12 protein-coding genes are annotated in these 14,603 nt (G+C 63.8%); 9 read left to right on the forward strand and 3 right to left on the reverse strand.

Translation table 11 applies throughout. The annotated features are described in order from the left end of the window. Positions 1–10 precede the first annotated feature (10 nt). The 5 genes from hutH (at position 11) to MUO32_RS06265 (ending at position 5,689) form a co-directional block, all read left to right on the forward strand. Entirely contained in the window at positions 11–1,546 is a 1,536-nt protein-coding gene (gene hutH / locus MUO32_RS06245) for a histidine ammonia-lyase (RefSeq protein ID WP_257947367.1), read from the forward strand. A gap of 1 nt (position 1,547) precedes the next feature. Continuing rightward, on the forward strand, positions 1,548–2,348 hold the full coding sequence (hutG, locus tag MUO32_RS06250) for an N-formylglutamate deformylase (RefSeq protein ID WP_257947368.1): 801 nt from the start codon (positions 1,548–1,550) through the stop codon (positions 2,346–2,348). A 17-nt stretch (positions 2,349–2,365) separates the two neighbouring features. Next, positions 2,366–4,042 (forward strand): urocanate hydratase, encoded by a 1,677-nt coding sequence (gene hutU, locus MUO32_RS06255; protein WP_257947369.1) that lies wholly within the window; start codon positions 2,366–2,368, stop codon positions 4,040–4,042. A 2-nt stretch (positions 4,043–4,044) separates the two neighbouring features. Then, positions 4,045–4,620 carry a HutD family protein gene (locus MUO32_RS06260; protein ID WP_257947370.1) on the forward strand — a complete coding sequence of 192 codons (576 nt, stop codon included), beginning with the start codon at positions 4,045–4,047 and terminating at the stop codon, positions 4,618–4,620. Between the two features lie 82 nt (positions 4,621–4,702). Next, entirely contained in the window at positions 4,703–5,689 is a 987-nt protein-coding gene (locus tag MUO32_RS06265; protein WP_257947371.1) for an aldo/keto reductase, read from the forward strand. A 101-nt stretch (positions 5,690–5,790) separates the two neighbouring features. Here the strand turns inward: MUO32_RS06265 and MUO32_RS06270 are convergent, their stop codons facing one another. Further along, the gene (locus MUO32_RS06270) at positions 5,791–6,591 is read right to left on the reverse strand and encodes an SDR family NAD(P)-dependent oxidoreductase (RefSeq protein WP_257947372.1); all 801 of its coding nucleotides are present in this window, start codon (positions 6,589–6,591) and stop codon (positions 5,791–5,793) included. 156 nt (positions 6,592–6,747) lie between these two features. Here MUO32_RS06270 and uxuA point away from each other — a divergent pair, with 156 nt between their 5' ends. The 4 genes from uxuA to MUO32_RS06290 all read left to right on the forward strand — a co-directional run bounded on the left by uxuA (position 6,748) and on the right by MUO32_RS06290 (position 11,386). After that, positions 6,748–7,932 carry a mannonate dehydratase gene (uxuA, locus tag MUO32_RS06275; protein ID WP_257948210.1) on the forward strand — a complete coding sequence of 395 codons (1,185 nt, stop codon included), beginning with the start codon at positions 6,748–6,750 and terminating at the stop codon, positions 7,930–7,932. Between the two features lie 115 nt (positions 7,933–8,047). After that, complete coding sequence (locus MUO32_RS06280) at positions 8,048–8,824, forward strand: ABC transporter substrate-binding protein (protein WP_257947373.1); 777 nt, start codon at positions 8,048–8,050, stop codon at positions 8,822–8,824. A gap of 402 nt (positions 8,825–9,226) precedes the next feature. After that, complete coding sequence (locus MUO32_RS06285; protein WP_257947374.1) at positions 9,227–10,183, forward strand: LysR family transcriptional regulator; 957 nt, start codon at positions 9,227–9,229, stop codon at positions 10,181–10,183. Positions 10,184–10,261: 78 nt separating this feature from the next. Next, on the forward strand, positions 10,262–11,386 hold the full coding sequence (locus tag MUO32_RS06290; protein ID WP_257947375.1) for an FAD-binding oxidoreductase: 1,125 nt from the start codon (positions 10,262–10,264) through the stop codon (positions 11,384–11,386). 36 nt (positions 11,387–11,422) lie between these two features. Here the strand turns inward: MUO32_RS06290 and secD are convergent, their stop codons facing one another. Continuing rightward, positions 11,423–13,948 carry a protein translocase subunit SecD gene (secD, locus tag MUO32_RS06295; RefSeq protein WP_257947376.1) on the reverse strand — a complete coding sequence of 842 codons (2,526 nt, stop codon included), beginning with the start codon at positions 13,946–13,948 and terminating at the stop codon, positions 11,423–11,425. A gap of 105 nt (positions 13,949–14,053) precedes the next feature. After that, the gene (locus tag MUO32_RS06300; RefSeq protein ID WP_257947377.1) at positions 14,054–14,476 is read right to left on the reverse strand and encodes a hypothetical protein; all 423 of its coding nucleotides are present in this window, start codon (positions 14,474–14,476) and stop codon (positions 14,054–14,056) included. Between the last annotated feature and the right edge of the window lie 127 nt (positions 14,477–14,603).

The raw sequence follows: 14,603 nt of genomic DNA on the forward strand, positions 1-14,603 counted from the left end.
GAAATCAATCATGACGATCACCCTTCACCCGGGCTCCGTACCTCTCAAGACCCTTGAAACCATCTACTGGACCGGAGAGGCGACCAAGCTCGACGCGTCCTTCGATGCCGGCATCCAGAAGGCTGCCGCCCGCATCGCGGAAATCGCCGCCGGCGACGAACCGGTCTACGGCATCAATACCGGCTTCGGTAAACTCGCCTCGATCAAGATCGCTTCCGCCGACGTGGCGACGCTCCAGCGCAACCTGATCCTGTCGCATTGCTGCGGCGTCGGCAAACCGCTTGCCGAAAACATCGTGCGTCTGATCATCGCTCTGAAGCTGATCTCGCTCGGCCGCGGCGCTTCCGGCGTGCGCATCGAGATCGTGCGGCTTCTCGAGGCCATGCAGGCAAAGGGCGTCATCCCGGTCATTCCGGAACAAGGTTCCGTTGGCGCCTCCGGCGACCTCGCGCCGCTCGCCCATATGACGGCGGTGATGCTGGGTGAAGGCGAAGCCTTCTATGCCGGCGAACGGCTGCGCGGCGGTGACGCGCTCGCCAAGGCGGGTCTTGCGCCCGTCGTGCTCGCCGCCAAGGAAGGCCTTGCCCTCATCAATGGCACGCAGGTTTCGACTGCCCTTGCGCTCGCCGGCCTCTTCCGCGCCCACCGTGCGGCCCAGGCAGCACTCGCCACTGGCGCACTTTCCACCGATGCGGCCATGGGCTCGTCTGCGCCCTTCCATCCGGATATCCATACGCTGCGCGGCCACAAGGGCCAGATCGATGCGGCGGCCTCGCTGCGCGCCCTGCTTGCCGGTTCCGTCATCCGCGAAAGCCACATCACCGGCGACGAGCGCGTGCAGGATCCCTATTGCATCCGCTGCCAGCCGCAGGTCGACGGCGCCTGCCTCGATGTCCTGCGCACCGCCGCCCGCACGCTTGAAATCGAAGCCAATGCCGTGACCGACAACCCGCTCGTCCTGTCGGACAACAGCGTCGTTTCCGGTGGCAACTTCCACGCCGAGCCCGTCGCCTTCGCCGCCGACCAGATCGCCATTGCGGTTTGCGAGATCGGTGCGATTTCCCAGCGGCGCATCGCGCTGCTCGTCGATCCCGCCCTGTCCTTTGGCCTGCCGGCCTTCCTTGCCAAGAAGCCCGGCCTCAACTCCGGCCTGATGATCGCGGAAGTCACCTCGGCCGCGCTGATGAGCGAAAACAAGCAGATGGCGCATCCGGCTTCGGTCGACTCGACGCCGACCTCCGCCAACCAGGAAGACCACGTCTCCATGGCCTGCCATGGTGCGCGCCGCCTGCTGCGCATGACGGAAAACCTGTTCGCCATCATCGGCATCGAGGCGTTGACGGCCGCGCAAGGCATCGATTTCCGTGCCCCGCTCACCACCAGCCCGGAGCTGCAGAAGGTCGTGGCCGCGCTGCGCACCGTCGTGGCGACGCTGGAGGAAGACCGCTACATGGCGCCGGATCTTGCCGCCGCCAGCACCTTCGTCTCCTCGGGCGCGCTCGCCGCTTCCGTAACGAAGGGCATCCTGCCGGTGCTGGAGGCGTAAGATGGCGCTGTTCGAACTCCACCAGGGCACCTCGCCCGTCATCCTCGCCTTCCCGCATACCGGCACGGATGTCCCTGCCGATATCTGGGAGCGCCTCAACGACAACGGTCGCATCCTCGCCGATACGGACTGGCACATCGAGCGTCTCTATGACGGTCTTCTGCCTGATGTAACGACGGTGCGCGCCACGTTCCACCGCTATGTCATCGACGCCAACCGCGATCCTGATGGCGTCAGCCTCTATCCCGGCCAGAACACGACGGGCCTCGTTCCGGAGACGGATTTCGACGGCAAGGCGATCTGGAAGGACGGCGCGACACCGACCGAGGCGGACATCGCCTATCGGCTGGCCAATTTCCACGCGCCCTATCACGCGGCCCTTGCCGCCGAAATCGAGCGTGTGAAGGCGATCCATGGCGTGGCGATCCTCTATGATTGCCACTCGATCCGCTCGCTGATCCCCTTCCTGTTCGAAGGCCGGCTGCCGGATTTCAACGTCGGCACCGACATGGGGCGCACCTGCGACAAGGCCATCGAAGCGGCCACGTTCGAGGCCTGCGCCGCGGCTGAGGGCTATACCAGCATCCTCAACGGCCGCTTCAAGGGCGGCTGGACGACACGCCACTACGGCAAGCCGGAAACCGGCGTGCACGCCATCCAGATGGAACTGGCGCAAGTCAGCCATCTCACCACGGAAGTCCCGCCCTTCGATCTCGACGAGGAGAAGGCCGCACGGCTCCGCATACCCCTGAAAGACATCCTGAACCGTCTCGAGGCGCTTGCCTCCACCCTTCCACGCTGATCCGGGAGAACCAGCCAATGACCACCAATCCCCGCCACAACATCCGCGAAATCCGTGCTGCCCGCGGCACCGAACTCACCGCCAAGAGCTGGATGACGGAAGCGCCGCTGCGCATGCTGATGAACAATCTCGACCCTGACGTCGCGGAAAACCCGCATGAACTGGTCGTCTATGGCGGCATCGGCCGTGCGGCGCGCACCTGGGCCGATTTCGACAAGATCGTCGCGTCGCTGCGCGATCTCGAAGAAAACGAGACGCTGATCGTGCAATCCGGCAAGCCGGTCGGCATTTTCCGCACGCACAAGGATGCGCCGCGCGTGCTGATCGCCAATTCCAACCTCGTGCCGCATTGGGCGACGTGGGACCATTTCAACGAGCTGGATAAGAAGGGCCTCGCCATGTACGGCCAGATGACGGCCGGCTCGTGGATTTATATCGGCAGCCAGGGCATCGTTCAGGGCACCTACGAGACCTTCGTGGAAGCCGGCCGCCAGCACTATAATGGCGACCTCAAGGGCAAGTGGGTTCTGACCGGCGGCCTCGGCGGCATGGGCGGCGCCCAGCCGCTCGCCGCCGTCATGGCCGGTGCCTCGTGCCTTGCCGTCGAGTGCAACCCCGACTCGATCGATTTCCGCCTGCGCACCCGCTATATCGACGAAAAGGCGGAGACGCTCGACGAGGCGCTCGCGATGATCGACCGCTGGACGAAGGCCGGTGAGGCCAAGTCCGTCGGCCTGCTCGGCAACGCCGCCGAAATCCTGCCGGAAATGGTTCGTCGCGGCATCCGCCCGGACATGGTCACCGACCAGACGTCTGCCCACGACCCGATCAACGGCTACCTGCCGAAGGGCTGGACGATGGCCCAGTGGAAGGAAAAGCGCGAAAGCGACCCGAAGGCCGTCGAAAAGGCCGCCCGCGCCTCGATGCGCGAGCATGTCGAAGCGATGATCGCCTTCCAGGACATGGGCATCCCAACCTTCGACTACGGCAACAACATCCGCCAGGTCGCCAAGGAAGAAGGCCTCGAAAACGCCTTCGCCTTCCCGGGCTTCGTACCGGCCTACATCCGCCCGCTGTTCTGCCGCGGCATCGGCCCGTTCCGCTGGGCGGCCCTTTCCGGTGATCCGGAGGACATCCGCAAGACCGACGCCAAGGTCAAGGAACTGCTGCCGGACAACAAGCACCTGCACAACTGGCTCGACATGGCCGCCGAGCGTATCGCCTTCCAGGGCCTGCCGGCGCGCATTTGCTGGGTCGGTCTGGGTGATCGTCATCGCCTCGGCCTCGCCTTCAATGAGATGGTCAAGAACGGCGAACTGAGCGCGCCGATCGTCATCGGTCGCGACCACCTCGATTCGGGCTCCGTCGCCTCGCCGAACCGCGAGACGGAATCGATGAAGGACGGCTCGGACGCCGTGTCCGACTGGCCGCTGCTGAACGCCCTTCTCAACACCGCTTCGGGTGCGACCTGGGTGTCGCTCCATCACGGTGGCGGCGTCGGCATGGGCTTCTCGCAGCATTCGGGCGTCGTCATCTGCGCCGACGGCACGGATGAAGCGGCCGAGCGCCTTAGCCGCGTGCTGTGGAACGATCCGGCGACGGGCGTCATGCGCCATGCCGATGCCGGCTACGACATCGCTATCGATTGCGCCAAGGAAAAAGGCCTGCGCCTTCCCGGCATCCTCGGCAACTGAGGATGCGGCTTCTTCGCAACAGCGACCATCGCCGCATGCCGTGGAAGAACGGCGGCGGCGAGACGGTCGAGGTAATCGTCACTCCGGAAGGCGCAAGCCTTTCGGATTTCGGCTGGCGCGTCAGCATGGCGACGGTGGCGAGCGATGGACCGTTCTCCGTCTTCCCCGGCATCGACCGCACGCTGGCGGTCCTGTCGGGCGATGGCATGGCGCTCTCCATCGAAGGGCTTGGCGACAAGCTGCTGACGCCGGTCTGCGCGCCCCTCGCCTTTCCGGCCGATGCACCGACGACCGCCCGGCTGACGGGCGGGCCGATCACCGACCTCAACGTGATGACGCGGCGGGGTGCTTTCCGGCATTCGCTCACGCACCACATCGCGGAAGGGTCCAAGGCGCTTCGCGATTCCGCTGGCGAACGGCTCCTGCTGGCGCTGGCACCGCTCGGCGTTTCCACCGCTGAAGGCCTCGTCGGCCTCCAGCCGCTCGATGCGCTCGTGCTCGACGGCTCGGAGAAGGCTGAGGTTTTGTCTGTCGGTGAAAGTGCCACCTTCTATCTGGTAGAAATCACTCCCGCCTGAGCCATTGGCGGAAGCGATTTCCTTGTCCGCGCTTGAGCGGAGTGCTACCTCCCGGCACATCAATTTGCCGGGAGACATTTTCATGAGACATCGCAAATTCGGCCGCACGGGTTTCACCACCACCGATATCGGCTTCGGCGCCTGGCAGATCGGCGGCGCCTGGGGCGACGTCACCGAGGCGGATGGCCGCGCCGCGCTCAATGCCGCACTTGATGCCGGCATGACCTTCATCGACACCGCCGACGTTTATGGCGACGGCCGTTCGGAAAAGATCATCGCCGATGTTCTCAAGGATCGTGGCGGCCAGCGCCCGATGGTGGCAACCAAGGCCGGCCGCCGACTCTCGCCACATGTCGCCGATGGCTACAACAAGGAAAATCTCGAAGGCTTCATCGACCGCAGCCTGAAGAACCTCGGCGTCGAACGCCTCGACCTCGTGCAACTGCATTGCCCGCCGGTGGAGGTTTACTACCGTCCCGAGGTCTTCCATGCGCTGGAAGAGATCAAGGCCGCCGGCAAGATCGCGAATTACGGCGTCAGCGTCGAGAAGGTCGAGGAAGCGCTGAAGGCCATCGAGTACCCGGGCGTCGTCAGCGTCCAGATCATCTACAACATTTTTCGCCAGCGCCCGGCGCAGCTGTTCTTCAAGGAGGCCGCCCGTCGGCATGTCGCGGTCATCGCCCGCGTACCGCTGGCCAGCGGCCTGCTTTCCGGCAAGATCAGCCGCGACACCGCCTTCGCAGCCGATGACCACCGCAACTTCAATCGCCACGGCGAATCCTTCGACGTCGGCGAGACCTTTGCCGGCGTGCCCTTCGAGACCGGACTGCAAGCCGTGGAAGAAATCCGCGCGCTCGTGCCGACAGGCGCCACCATGGCGGCCTTCGCGCTGCGCTGGATCCTGATGGCGGACGCCGTCAGCGTCGTCATTCCCGGCGCACGCAATGCCGAACAGGCCCAGGCGAACGCCAAGGCCGCCGGCCTGCCGGTGATCCCCGAAGATGTGATGGAAGCCACGCGCGAGGTCTATTACCGCCTCGTTGCGCCCCACGTTCACCAGCGCTGGTAGATCGCTACCAAAGCAACTCCGCTTACCGGAATTGCTTAGGATATTGTTTTTACCGCATTCTCCGACACCGAAGCGATACCGCTTCGGTGTCGGATAATTCTCTAGGCGACCCCAATGCCGGCGGTGAGCCCGCCGTCGATGATAAAATCCGCGCCGGTGACGAAGCCGGCGCGGCTGGAAGCGAGATAGGCGACCATGTCAGCCACCTCCTCCGGCTCGCCGATGCGGCCGAGCGGGTGCGACGCGCCAAAGCGCTTGAAGACCGCCTCGATATCCGCCTCCGCCCCGTCGAAGGTGCGGGCGGCGAGTTCGAGGATCGGCGTGCGAACCGAGCCGGGGCTCACCGAATTCACCCGAATGCCATCGGCCGCGTGATCGAGCGCCATCGCCCGCGTCAGCGCATGGATCGCACCCTTGCTCGCCACATAGGCGGCGACACCCTTCTGGCAGGCATGCCCCTGCACGGAGGAAATGTTGACGATCGCCCCGCCTCCGCGTTTCATCATCAAGGGTACGCCGAAATGGGCGGTCAGGTGGATCGAGCCGACATTGACGGCCATGCATCGAGCAAACGTTTCCGCATCCGTCGTCACCACCGTGCCATAGGGATGCACGGCTGCGGAATTGACGATGATGTCGAGCCCACCGTGCAGGCTTTCCAGCTCCGCCACCGCCGCGCCAACTGCATCGGCAAGCGAAACATCCACGCGCCGAACGAGGATCGTGAGGGTGCGGTCTTCGGCAATGGCGTTCAGTTCGGCATTCGCCTTCTCGTCTATGCCAAGCGAAAAAACGGCAGCGCCCCCTTCCGCCAATCGGAGCGCCGAGGCCCGGCCGATGCCACTCGTGCCTGTGACCAGCGCCACCTTTCCTTCGAAATCCCGCGCCATCTTTTCCTCCATCGCCGTTTCCGGCGAAGGTTGAGTGACGGGCCTCACCGATGTCAATGCCGGGGGAAAACCAGAGTCGTTTCAGCCGGCTGGAAGCCTTTGCGCACACATTGAGTCATCTCTCAATCTGTGATCCAAACCTTATGACATCTGGAGGAGCGGACGATGATGGAAGAATGCTTTCGGTGGTACGGGCCGAAGGATCCGGTGACGCTGGATCACATCAAGCAGGCCGGAGCGACAGGCATCGTCTCCGCTCTCCACCATATCTACGACGGCTCCGCCTGGCCGCTTGATGACGTCCTTTCCTACAAGGCGCGCATTGAGGCGTCCGGCCTCACCTGGTCGGTGGTCGAAAGCATTCCCGTTCACAATTCCATCAAGATCGCCGCTCCCGAGCGGTCCGGATACATCGGCGCCTACAAGGATACGATCCGCGCCCTCGCCAAGGCCGGCGTCACGACGATCTGCTACAATTTCATGCCTGTCTGCGACTGGACGCGTACCGACCTGATGTATCGCATGCCCTCGACCGGCTTTGCGCTGCGCTTCGATGCCGTCGATTTTGCCGCCTATGATCTCCTCGTCTTGAAACGCCGGGACGCGGAAAAGGACTATTCCGCCAGTGCCGTCCGTGCGGCCGAGCAACGCCTGGCCTCTCTCTCTGAAGAACAGCTGGCGACGATCGAGCGCAACCTGATCGCCGGTCTGCCCGCCACCGAGCGCAGTTACGACCGCGACAGTTTTCGACGTGCGCTCGATGAATATCAGGACATCGATGCCGAAACGCTGCGCGAAAACCTCTTCACCTTCCTGCGCGAGATCGTGCCCGTTGCGGAAGAGGTCGGCGCGCGGCTCTGCATCCACCCGGACGATCCGCCTTTCTCCCTCTTCGGCCTGCCACGTGTGGTCTCCTGCGCCGAGGACGCACGCGCCCTGATGGCGGCGGCCCCGAGCCCGGCGAACGGCCTCACCTTCTGCACCGGCTCCTATGGCGTGCGTGCTGACAACGACCTGCCGGCCATGGTGCGAGAATTCGGCCCGCAGATCCATTTCAGCCACCTGCGCAATGTCACCCGCGAGCCCGACGGTTCCTTCCACGAGGCCGACCATCTCGACGGCTCGACCGACATGGTCGAGGTCGTCGTCGCCCTTCTGGAGGAGCAGAACCGGCGCAAAGCCGAAGGGCGCGCCGACTGGCGCATTCCGATGCGGCCGGACCACGGCCACCTGCTGGCTGACGATATCGGCAAGGCACGCATCAATCCCGGTTACTCTCTGATCGGCCGGCTGAAGGGACTTGCCGAGCTGCGCGGCGTGATGCGCGGTGTTTCCCGTTTCATGACAGCGTGAGACCCATTTTCAACATAAGCTGAAATGATAGCGAACATCATGCCTATCTATTTCGTTTATGCGCACGCCCACGTTACCGTCTACCATAGGTCACAATCACAACAGGGGAACGACCATGAAAAAACTGCTTCTGGCACTGGCGCTCGCAGGCTCCACGCTTCTTTCCGCCCAGGCCTCCGCCGGGACGCTGAAGATCGGCACGGAAGGCGCTTATCCGCCCTTCAATTTCCAGGATTCCGCCGGCAAGCTCGGCGGCTTCGACGTGGAGATCGGCCTTGCGCTCTGCGAAAAGATGAAGGTGGAATGCGAAGTCGTCGGTCAGGACTGGGATGGCATCATTCCCGGCCTTCTCGCCAAGAAATATGACCTGATCATTGCCTCGATGTTCATCACGGAAGAGCGCAAGAAGCAGGTCAACTTCACCGACCCCTATTATCTCGCCGCCATGACGCATGCCGCTCCGAAGAATTCCGGCATCACGGATTTCACCAATGAGGGCATGAAGGGCAAGACGATCGGCGCCCAGTCCGGCACGACGCAGGCCGATTTCGCCGCCGCCGTCTATCCGGATGCGGAGCTCAAGCTCTATCCGACGCAGGACGAAGTGAACCTCGACATGGCGAATGGCCGCCTCGACCTGCAGGTCGGCGACATGATCCCGCTGCTGGACTGGGTCACCAAGAACGAGGACGGCAAGGCCTGCTGCGAGTTGATCGGCGAGCCGGTCACCGACAAGAAGTTCGTCGGCGACGGCGTCGGCATCGCGGTGCGCCAGGAAGACAACGACCTGCGCGAGAAGCTCAATGCCGCGCTGAAGGAAATCCGCGAAGACGGCACCTACAAGAAGATCAACGACAAATACTTCTCGATCGATATCTATACGATGAAGTAACGGTCTTTGGGGGCGGCTTCGGCCGCCCTTTTAGCTTTGAGTATCAGGAGCCGCACGGCGCGTCGCCGATATTTTCGGAGATGCAATAGGTCGTGGAGAGAAATGTATCTCTCGCGTCATCCTCCACCGGGCTGACGAGAAACGGAAACGGGTCAAGCGACCGCCGCGGCCGAAACTCCATATGGGCTTCAATGCCCGCCGCCAACAGCTCATCGACATAGGCTCCCGCGAGCCCGCTGGTGCTAAACCGTTCCCACATATGGCGTTTCCCCTTCTTTCGGAGAGCCCAATGCGCTGGAAAGGAACTTGGTTCCGCGAAAAAATACGCCACTCGATCACATTCTTGACCGCTTGAACCAGCCAGCCCTTGCCTCTGCTTGAGCTGCCATCCTAACTACACGCATGCCGACCAACCGCCTCGAACGTTTTGCCCACAATCTCGACTGGAACCTGCTGCGTACCTTCGTCGTCGTGGTGGAGGAAGGCTCGATCACGCGCGCGGCAAACAGGCTGCTTCTGCAGCAGCCCGCGGTCAGCATGGCGCTGAAGCGGCTCGAGCAATCCGTCGGCCACAGGCTGATCGACCGAAGCCCCGGCCGCTTCGAACTGACGGAAGCCGGCGAACGGCTGCATGCGCTGTGCCACGATATCTTTTCCGCCATCGTGCGCCTGCCCGAGGCCATGGAATCCTCCGGTGAGGATGTATCCGGCCATATCACCATCCACGCCGTCAGCCACGCCATGAACCCCGTCTGGGACAAGGCAATCGCCGAATTCTTCCGGCTGCATCCGCGTGTCACCGTGGGCGTGACGATCGAAACGACGACGGATGTCATCCGCTCGGTGGAGCGTGGAGTCGCGACACTCGGTCTTTCCGACGGCATCATTCCCGAGGGGCTGGAGAAGGTGCCCTTCTGCTACGAGCGCTATGCGCTCTACTGCGGCCGCGGGCACCGGCTGTTCGGCGCGCCGGATGCCACGCTCGAGGACCTGCGCGGCGAGCCCTATGTGAGTTTCCTCGCGGACGTGCTCGGCGGACCGCATATGGGACCGGTGACGGCGGTGCGCGCTGTCGGCTCCTTCGGCCAGCAGGTGCGCGCGCTTGCCTTCAACGTGGAGGAAGTGCTGCGGCTGGTCGTCGCCAATGCCGGGATCGGCATGCTGCCGGCGCATCTTACCGACGCCGCACTTGCCGCCGGCGATCTCTGGCAGTTGCCGCCCTATGACAACCTGCCGGTGACGGAAACATTTCGCATCACCAATCCACACTCGGCGCTCAATCCGGCCGAGCGCGCCTTCCTGACGCATATCGCCCATGTAACGCCCTGGCGGTGGGGTGAGCCCCATCAATCCAACTGATATCGATCGTCACCTCTATAAATTTGAAAAATGCAGAGGGCTTGCTTACGCCTGAGCCTTCAAATCACTGGAGGGGTCATGCGGACTTTCGACATCGCGATCATCGGCGGCGGCATCGCCGGCATCTCGCTTGCCTATTTCTTGAGCCCTCACCGCTCGGTCGTGGTGCTGGAGCGGGAAGACGCGCTCGGCTATCACAGCACCGGCCGCTCGGCGGCGGAGTTCACGCTGCGCGACAATGCGCCCCTCGTGAACGCGCTTGCCCGCGCCAGCCACGGCTTCCTGACGACGCCGCCCGAGGGGTTTGCGACCGTGCCTCTTCTCATCGAGCGCGGCAGCATCATTCTCGGCACGGAGGACAAGGCAGCACTCGTGCGTGCTCGCTATGAGCAGGCCCGGGAGCTCGGCGTTGCGGTCGAATGGCTGGATGAAACGGCCATGCTTGCCCGTGCCCCCATGCTGAACCCAACCTATGCCGCAGCCGCCTATTTCGACCCGGACTACTGGGACATCGAGGTCGACGCCCTCCTCCAGGCCTATGCCCGGCATGCCCGCCGCCACGGCGCCGAGATTCTGGAAAACCGGCGGTTGGCCGGCGCGCGGCGCGCGGCCGACACGTGGCTCGTCGAAACGAACGAGGAGACGATTTCAGCCGGCATGGTGGTGAATGCCGCCGGGGGCTGGGCGGATACGGTGGCATCGCTGTGCGGCATCGCGCCCATGGGCATCGTGCCGCACCGGCGCACCGCAATCACCGTCGATCTGCCCGAAGGCATCGACGCCGGCCGCCTGCCGGAAATCAATGAGGTGGAGGAAATCTTCTACTTCAAGCCGGAGGGCGGCCGCCTGCTCGCTTCGCCTGCCGACGCCACCCCCTGCGAACCGGCGGACGTGCAGCCGGAAGAACTCGACGTCGCCTATGCCGCCCACTATGTCGAGGAAGCGACGACGCTCAGCGTACGCCGTATCTTCAAGAGCTGGGCTGGCATGCGCAGCTTCTCCGCCGACCGCCTGCCGGTCATCGGTCCGGCGAAGGACGCGGAGAATTTCTTCTGGCTCGCCGGCCAGGGCGGCTACGGCATCCTCACCTCGCCCGCGCTGGGCAGCCTTGCCGCAGCCCTTATCACGGGCAGTCCCGTACCGGAGGCGCTCACCCGCGAGGGTATCGGGGCCGACACGTTCAGTCCCGAACGCTTCTCCTGAAATGAAACGGGCGCCTCAAGGGCGCCCGTTCTGTTTTCAAGCTTCCGCTGCCGGCGCGCCCGGCGTGACGGCGGCGCGATCCTTCCAAAAACGGTTGAGGAAGAGCAGGATCGGACCGCCGATATAGATCGACGAGGTCGTTGCGACGATAACGCCGAACAGCATCGGCCAGGCGAAGGGTTTTACCGTATCGCCACCCCAGATCGCCATCGGCAGCAGCGACACCGCAACAGCCACCGAGGTGAAGATGCATCGCATGACCACCTGGTTGATCGACAGGTCGATCAGATCGGAGAACGGCATCGACTTGTACTTGCGCATGTTCTCGCGCATGCGGTCGTACACCACCACCTTGTCGTTGACCGAGTAGCCGATCAGCGTCAGTACGGCGGCGATGGCCGTCAGGTTGAAGTCGATCTGCATCAGCGAGAAGAAGCCGATCATCTTGGTGATATCGAGGATCAGCGTCGCGATGGCGCCCACGGCGAAGTGCCATTCGAAACGCCACCAGATGTAGATCAGGATCGCCAGCATGCCGAGGCCGACGGCCAGGAAGCCGGAACGGGCAAGCTCCGTGCTGACCGTCGGGCCGACCACCTCCGTGCGCTCGATGCTCGCATCCGGGATCACTTCGGCAACACCGTCGCGAACCTTCTGGAGGGCTGCGGTCTGCACCTCTTCGCCGCCCGGCTGACGCTGGACGCGAACGAGAACCGACGTGCCCTGGCCGAATTCCTGCAGCGCCACTTCGCCGAGGTTCAGGCCTTCCATCTTCTCGCGCAGCGGCGCGAGATCGATCGGCGTCTTGGACGTCGCCTCGACCTGGATGCCGCCGACGAAGTCGATGCCGTAGTTGAGGCCCGGCGTGAAGAACAGAATGATCGAGCTTATCGAAATGAAGGCAGACATGGCGATTGCGATATAGCGACCGCGCATGAAGGAGAAGGTCGGGATGCTCCAGACCTGGCCGAACATCGAATGGATGTCGATCTTCTTCATCTTGCGGCGGAGAACCACCTCGCGCATCAGGAAGCGCACGAAGGTGATGGAGGTGAACATCGAGATCGCCAGACCGATGATCATGGTGATGGCGAAGCCACGAACCGGGCCCGAGCCGAACATGAAGAGCAAGATCATGCCGACCATGGTCGTCATGTTGCCGTCGACGATGGTGGCATAGGCCTTGTTGAAGCCGACATCGAGCGCCTTGATGGCCCCCGCCCCGGCCGCCGTCTCTTCACGGATACGCGCGTTGATAAGGATGTTGGCGTCCACCGCCATGCCGATGCCGAGGATGATACCGGCAATACCCGGCAGCGTGAGCGTCGAGCCCAGGATGCCGAGCAGGCCGATCGTCAGGATCGTGTGCAGCACGAGGCCGAGATTGGCGATGAGGCCCCAGGAACCGTAGAGCACCTGCATCAGCACCACGACGGCGGCAAGGCCGGCGAGACCGGTATAGAGGCCCATGCGGATCGAGTCGGAGCCGAGGTTCGGGCCGACGGTGCGCTCCTCGATGATGGTGAGCGGTGCGGGCAGCGCGCCGGAGCGCAGCAGCGCCGAAAGCACGGTCGCTTCCTGCGGGTTGAAATTGCCGGAAATCTGGCCCTGGCCGCCGATGATCGGCTCGCGGATGACCGGTGCCGTCAGCACCTTGCCGTCGAGAACGATGGCGAAGGGTTTTCCGACATTGGCCTGTGTGATTTCCGCGAACTGGCGCGCACCGGTGGAATCGAAGCTGAACGAAACGATCGGTTCGCTCGTGCGCTGGTCGAAGCCGGCCTTGGCGTCTGCCAGACGGTCGCCCGAGATGGCGACGCGTTCTTCGACGGCATATTTGTTGTTGTCGTTGGCACCGGGCAGGATCAGCACGCCACGCGGCGCAACGCTGTTCGGATCCACGGTCTGGTCGACCATGTGGAAGCTCATCTGCGCGGTCGAGCCAAGCAGCTGGCGCAGGCGCGTCGGGTCCTGGAGGCCGGGCAGCTGGACGAGGATACGGTCGCCGCCGACACGCTGGATGAGAGGTTCGGCAACACCGACCTGGTCGACGCGGCGGCGGATGATTTCAAGGCTCTGCTCGACGGCAGCCGACATGCGTTCGTTGATGCCGGCCTCCGTCAGCGTGACGTTGATCACGAGATCGGTATTGGCGACATCGATATCGGAGGAACCGCCGCCGAAACCGAGCGTGGAGGTGGGGGCTGCCAGCTTGCGCACTTCCGGCAGGACCTTGTCGACCGCGGCCTGGTCGGGCAGCGTGATCGTCAGCGTCGTGCCATTGAGGCGGGCGGCAGAGGCACGTTCACCGGCCGTGCGCAGGATGGCGCGCGTGTCGTTCAAAAGCGCGTCCATGCGCGCCTTGCGCAACGCTGCGGAATCCACCTCGAGCACGAGATGCGAGCCGCCCTTCAGGTCGAGACCGAGGGTGACGGGATTGGCGGGCAGATAGCGCCCGTATTTTGCCTGCTGCTCGGGCGTCAGCACGTTCGGCACGGCCGCGAGCATCCCGAAGAGGATGATGACGGCGGAGACAAACAATGCCCATTTGGAGGTTTTCATGGGGTTGTTCCATTTCAACTGCGGGAAAGGCGCGACCGGAAGCCGGCGCCCTCCGTGGGATCGGAATTTCAATCAAATGGCGCGGCGCTTCTGCGCCACAAGGCCTCAGGCAGCCAGGCCCGGAGGCGCGCGGCTGCGGAAAGCAGCCGGACGGGCGTTCGCCGGTGCGGCATCATCGACAGAGGCCGTGGCCGCAGTCGATGCGATTTCGAAGGGATAGAGGAGAATGCCAGCGCCGGGAACGATCGCCTTGCCGGCTCCATCCCCTTCCGGCAGACCTGTCTTCGCCTTGGCGATCCGCCGTTCGGCATGACCACTGGCCGGGAATCGCAATTCATCGCCGGCTGTCGAGAGCGGCGCGGGCGCCACGCCACCTTCGGTGGCCGCGCGCTGCGGGTGGCCCGCTGTCCGTGCGCCTTCCGGCAGGGAAAGCTGAGACAGGAACAGGGTGAAGAGCAGCACGAGGAAGCTTACAGGCGCAAGCCCTCGCTCCCACATCCTCGCCTCTTTGCCGGTTCTCTCAGTCATTCCTGTCTGTCTCTTCAAGGCGGCGCACGGTGCGAAGCAAAGTTCACAGCAGTGTCGATGGTGCGCCAAGAACCATTTACGCCCTGCCAAGTCAAGTTCCGGGCGGCGGCGGTTCCTTGTAGCATCA

Origin of the sequence: Shinella sp. CPCC 101442, from assembly GCF_024704725.1 — a bacterium.
Taxonomy (GTDB): Bacteria; Pseudomonadota; Alphaproteobacteria; order Rhizobiales; family Rhizobiaceae; genus Shinella.

Coding starts and splice junctions, on each gene's coding strand:
- hutH (WP_257947367.1), top strand. CDS start 11: ATGACGATCACCCTTCACCCGGGCTCCGTACCTCTCAAGACCCTTGAA.
- hutG (WP_257947368.1), top strand. CDS start 1,548: ATGGCGCTGTTCGAACTCCACCAGGGCACCTCGCCCGTCATCCTCGCC.
- hutU (WP_257947369.1), top strand. CDS start 2,366: ATGACCACCAATCCCCGCCACAACATCCGCGAAATCCGTGCTGCCCGC.
- MUO32_RS06260 (WP_257947370.1), top strand. CDS start 4,045: ATGCGGCTTCTTCGCAACAGCGACCATCGCCGCATGCCGTGGAAGAAC.
- MUO32_RS06265 (WP_257947371.1), top strand. CDS start 4,703: ATGAGACATCGCAAATTCGGCCGCACGGGTTTCACCACCACCGATATC.
- MUO32_RS06270 (WP_257947372.1), bottom strand. CDS start 6,591: ATGGAGGAAAAGATGGCGCGGGATTTCGAAGGAAAGGTGGCGCTGGTC.
- uxuA (WP_257948210.1), top strand. CDS start 6,748: ATGGAAGAATGCTTTCGGTGGTACGGGCCGAAGGATCCGGTGACGCTG.
- MUO32_RS06280 (WP_257947373.1), top strand. CDS start 8,048: ATGAAAAAACTGCTTCTGGCACTGGCGCTCGCAGGCTCCACGCTTCTT.
- MUO32_RS06285 (WP_257947374.1), top strand. CDS start 9,227: ATGCCGACCAACCGCCTCGAACGTTTTGCCCACAATCTCGACTGGAAC.
- MUO32_RS06290 (WP_257947375.1), top strand. CDS start 10,262: ATGCGGACTTTCGACATCGCGATCATCGGCGGCGGCATCGCCGGCATC.
- secD (WP_257947376.1), bottom strand. CDS start 13,948: ATGAAAACCTCCAAATGGGCATTGTTTGTCTCCGCCGTCATCATCCTC.
- MUO32_RS06300 (WP_257947377.1), bottom strand. CDS start 14,476: ATGACTGAGAGAACCGGCAAAGAGGCGAGGATGTGGGAGCGAGGGCTT.